3 protein-coding genes are annotated in these 3,358 nt (G+C 67.8%); all 3 read right to left on the bottom strand.

From position 1 onward, the window contains the following. Positions 1-521: 521 nt before the first annotated feature. The 3 genes from ASE88_RS10400 to ASE88_RS10390 all read right to left on the bottom strand — a co-directional run bounded on the left by ASE88_RS10400 (position 522) and on the right by ASE88_RS10390 (position 3,288). Entirely contained in the window at positions 522-1,136 is a 615-nt protein-coding gene (locus ASE88_RS10400; protein ID WP_056477952.1) for a glutathione S-transferase family protein, read from the bottom strand. A 183-nt stretch (positions 1,137-1,319) separates the two neighbouring features. Then, positions 1,320-2,189, bottom strand: a complete 870-nt coding sequence (locus tag ASE88_RS10395) for a dienelactone hydrolase family protein (RefSeq protein WP_056477950.1) — start codon at positions 2,187-2,189, stop codon at positions 1,320-1,322. Between the two features lie 34 nt (positions 2,190-2,223). Then, positions 2,224-3,288 (bottom strand): MBL fold metallo-hydrolase, encoded by a 1,065-nt coding sequence (locus ASE88_RS10390; RefSeq protein ID WP_056477948.1) that lies wholly within the window; start codon positions 3,286-3,288, stop codon positions 2,224-2,226. Positions 3,289-3,358: the final 70 nt, after the last annotated feature.

The raw sequence follows: 3,358 nt of genomic DNA, 5'->3' as shown, positions 1-3,358 counted from the left end.
ATGACGGGGGTGTTGGGGTTGGCGTAGCGGTCGTCGATCGGGGGATCGACCGACTGGGTGGTTTACTCGGGCCGGGTTGCACTCGTGCTCTTAGCGTCGATTGATGGTCGGTACATCCGGCGCGCCATCCCCAACCTTCCGTCATCCTGACGAACGTCAGGACCCAGGATACCAATCGCAGCGTCCGTGGCTCTGGGTCCTGACGTTCGTCAGGATGACGGGGTTGGCTGGGGCTGGCGTCGTGGCCGCCGTTGGCTGCTCGACCGACTGGATATGTTTACTTGAGCGGCGTTGCACGCGTGCTGTTAGCGTCGACTGATGGCCGGTAGATCCGGCGCGCTACACCCAATCTTCCGTCATCCTCACGAACGTCAGGACCTAAGGTACCAATCGCCAGCGTCCGTGGCTCTGGGTCCTGACGTTCGTCAGGATGACGGCGTTGGGTGGTGCCGGCGTGGCGGCGCCGCCCGCGTGATCGTCCGGGCTGTGGCCACTCCCTCGACAAACGCTGCCCCTGCGTCCTACGCGGCTGTAGCCATTGCTGCGTCGTCCAGGGCGGCGGCGCGCAGATAGGCGGCGCGGTTCGTCAGGCGCGCGGCGTAGGCCACGAACGCGTCGCGCTTCGGGAGCCAGCCGAACTGCATGCCCCAGATCACCTGCGATCCGACATAGACGTCGGCGGCGGTGAACCGCGCGCCGGCGATGTAGGGATGTGCGACGACCGCCTGTTCGAGCACGTCGATCACACGCTCGAAGCTACCATAGCCGATCATGCGTTGTTGCGCGGCATCGGGCACGACGCCGAGCGCGCGGTTGCCGGTCGCGGCCTCGACCGGGCCGGCGGCGTAGAACAGCCAGCGATAATAATCGGCGCGTTCCTCGTCGCGGGGCGCGAGCTCGGCGTCGGGGAATGCCTCGGCGAGATACGCGCAGATCGCGGCGCATTCGGTCACGGTCTTGTGATTGTGGACGATCGCCGGAACCTTGGCCATCGGGTTGATCGACAGATACGGCTCGGCCTTCATCGTCGTGTCGTAGTCGAGGATGACCGTTTCATACTCCTCCTCGACCTGTTCGAGCATCCACCGCGCGATCCGGCCTCGCGACATCGGGTTGGTGTACAGGGTCAGCGTCATGCGACTCTCCTTGAGAACGGATCGTGAACGATGGTCTCATGGAGGGATGGCGTCGTCAAGAGCGTGCGCGGCTGGAGGCTGCGGTGCGAACGTCCGTCATCCCGGGTTCGGCCCAGGGTCCAGAGCCAAGAACGATACCGCGCTTGGCTCTGGATCCTGACTTTCGTCAGGATGACGGTTTCCTTAGACCAGCGCCTTGTCGAACAAGGCCAGCATGCGCGCCCAGGCCTTGTCCGCCTGGGCTGCGTTGTAGACCTTCGAGTCGGGCGGGCACCAGCCGTGCATCGTGCCGGCATAGACCTCGATCTCGGCGGGAAGCTTTGCCGCGGCGAAGGCGGTGCGCAGCGTGTCCTTCTCGGTGGGGGCGCGGGCGTCGTCGTTGGCGGCGATCGCGATGAGGTAGCGGCCCTTCAGCTGCGGGACCAGCAGATGCGGGCTGTCGGGCGTGTCGGTGACGAAGCCACCGCCGTGGAACGTGGCGCCCGCGCGGATCCGGTTCGAGACCGCCGCCGCGGTGCGCAGGACCATCGGGCCGCCCATGCAATAGCCGGTGGTGGCCAGCCCGCGCTTGCGATCGGTCTGCGGTTGCGCGTCGATGAACGCGGTGAAGGCCTTCGCGTCACGGACCGTTCCGTCGGCGGTGAGCGCGTCGCGGAACGGCGCGATGCGCGCGCGGACGGCGGGCTGGTCGTAGGATTCGCCGGGCTTCAGGAACGGCGCCTTGGTCGAGCGGTAGAACTGGTTGACGACGAGCACCGCATAGCCCGATTGCGCGAGCCGGTCGGCCATCTGGCGGAAGGCGGGGCGCAGGCCCATGACGTCCGGCCAGATCAGCACGCCGGGGTGCTTGCCGGTGGCGGGCGCGACGAAATAGGCGTCGGCCTTGCCGTCGGGGGTGGTGATCGACACATCGCGGCCCTTGATGACCGCGGCGTTGGCAGGGGCGGGCAGCAGCATCGTCAGCCCCATCGCACCGGTCATCACGCCGAACTGACGGCGCGAGACGCCAGCCAGATAGGCTTCGTTATCGTCTGCGGTATGCTCGTCGCACATGGGGCTATCCTCTTGTATTTGACCGCATGCTAACTCAGGTCGCGCGCCACCACCACACGCCATCGTGCGTTTCGCGCGCGGCGCGCCCCTCGACCTCGAGGCGGCGGAGATGCGCGAGCGCCTCGCCGGTCGCCATGCCGAGCACGTCGGGACCGATCGCGCGGCGGAAGAGGCGGCCGAAACAGTCGACCGCGCGGCGGGGTTCGGCGAGGAAGACGGCGAGCTCGTCGAGTCGCTCGCGGTGCTCGCGGTCCATCGCGTCGAGGCGCGTGTGGAGGCCGGTGAACGGGTCGCCGTGGCCGGGCAGGACGAGCAGGTCGGCGGGAAGCGTCTTCAGCTTAGCGATCGAGGTGAACCATTCGCCCAGCGGGTCGGCGTTCGGTTCGGTGACGCCGAGCGAGACGTTGGGGCTGATCCGCGGGAGGACCTGATCGCCGGCGATCAGGATACCGCCGGCCTCGTCGAGCAGGCACGCATGTTCGGGGCTGTGGCCGGAGCCGGTGACGACCCGCCAGTCGCGCGTGCCGATGGTAAGCGCGTCGCCGTCCTCGATGCGCGTATAGCTGAGCGGGAGCGGGGTGATGATCTTCCGGAAGCCGGCCCAGCCCTTGGCGGTGGCGTGGTCGATCTGCGCGGCGTCCCAGCCTGCGGCGTGCCAGAAGGCGCGCATCTCGGGCGGGACCGAGTCGCGCGCGTCGGCGGCGAGCATGCGCGCGGTCAGCCATTCGGCTCGGGTCATGACGAGTGGTGCTGCGTGGTGGTCACACATCCAGCCGGCGAGGCCGATGTGATCGGGATGAAAGTGCGTGCCGATCATTTGCGTGATGCGGACGCCGGCCTTGGGTCCTGCGAACACGGCCTTCCAGGCGTCGCGCGCGGGGGCCGTGTTCATGCCGGTGTCGACGAGTGCGTCGCCATCGCCATCGGCGAGCAGCCAGCAGTTCACGTGTCTCAGCGGGCCGGGGATATGGAGGCGGACCCAGTCAATCCCGGGCGCGACCTGCATCATGCCGCCGCTGGCAGGCTCTGCGCCGCCGAACGGGTAGGTCAGGCCCTTGTGGCTGGTCGGTGCGAACGCGGTGTCGGGTTGGGTGGCCATGCGTTGCGGTTAGCAACTGGTCGACGCGGGAGATAGTGGTCCCGGCCGCTCTTACTTAATCCTCCCCCGC

The organism is Sphingomonas sp. Leaf38 (genome assembly GCF_001421825.1).
Classification (GTDB): domain Bacteria; phylum Pseudomonadota; class Alphaproteobacteria; order Sphingomonadales; family Sphingomonadaceae; genus Sphingomonas.
Note: the sequence above shows the minus strand (reverse complement) of the source record. Positions and strands in the feature narration are given on the sequence as shown.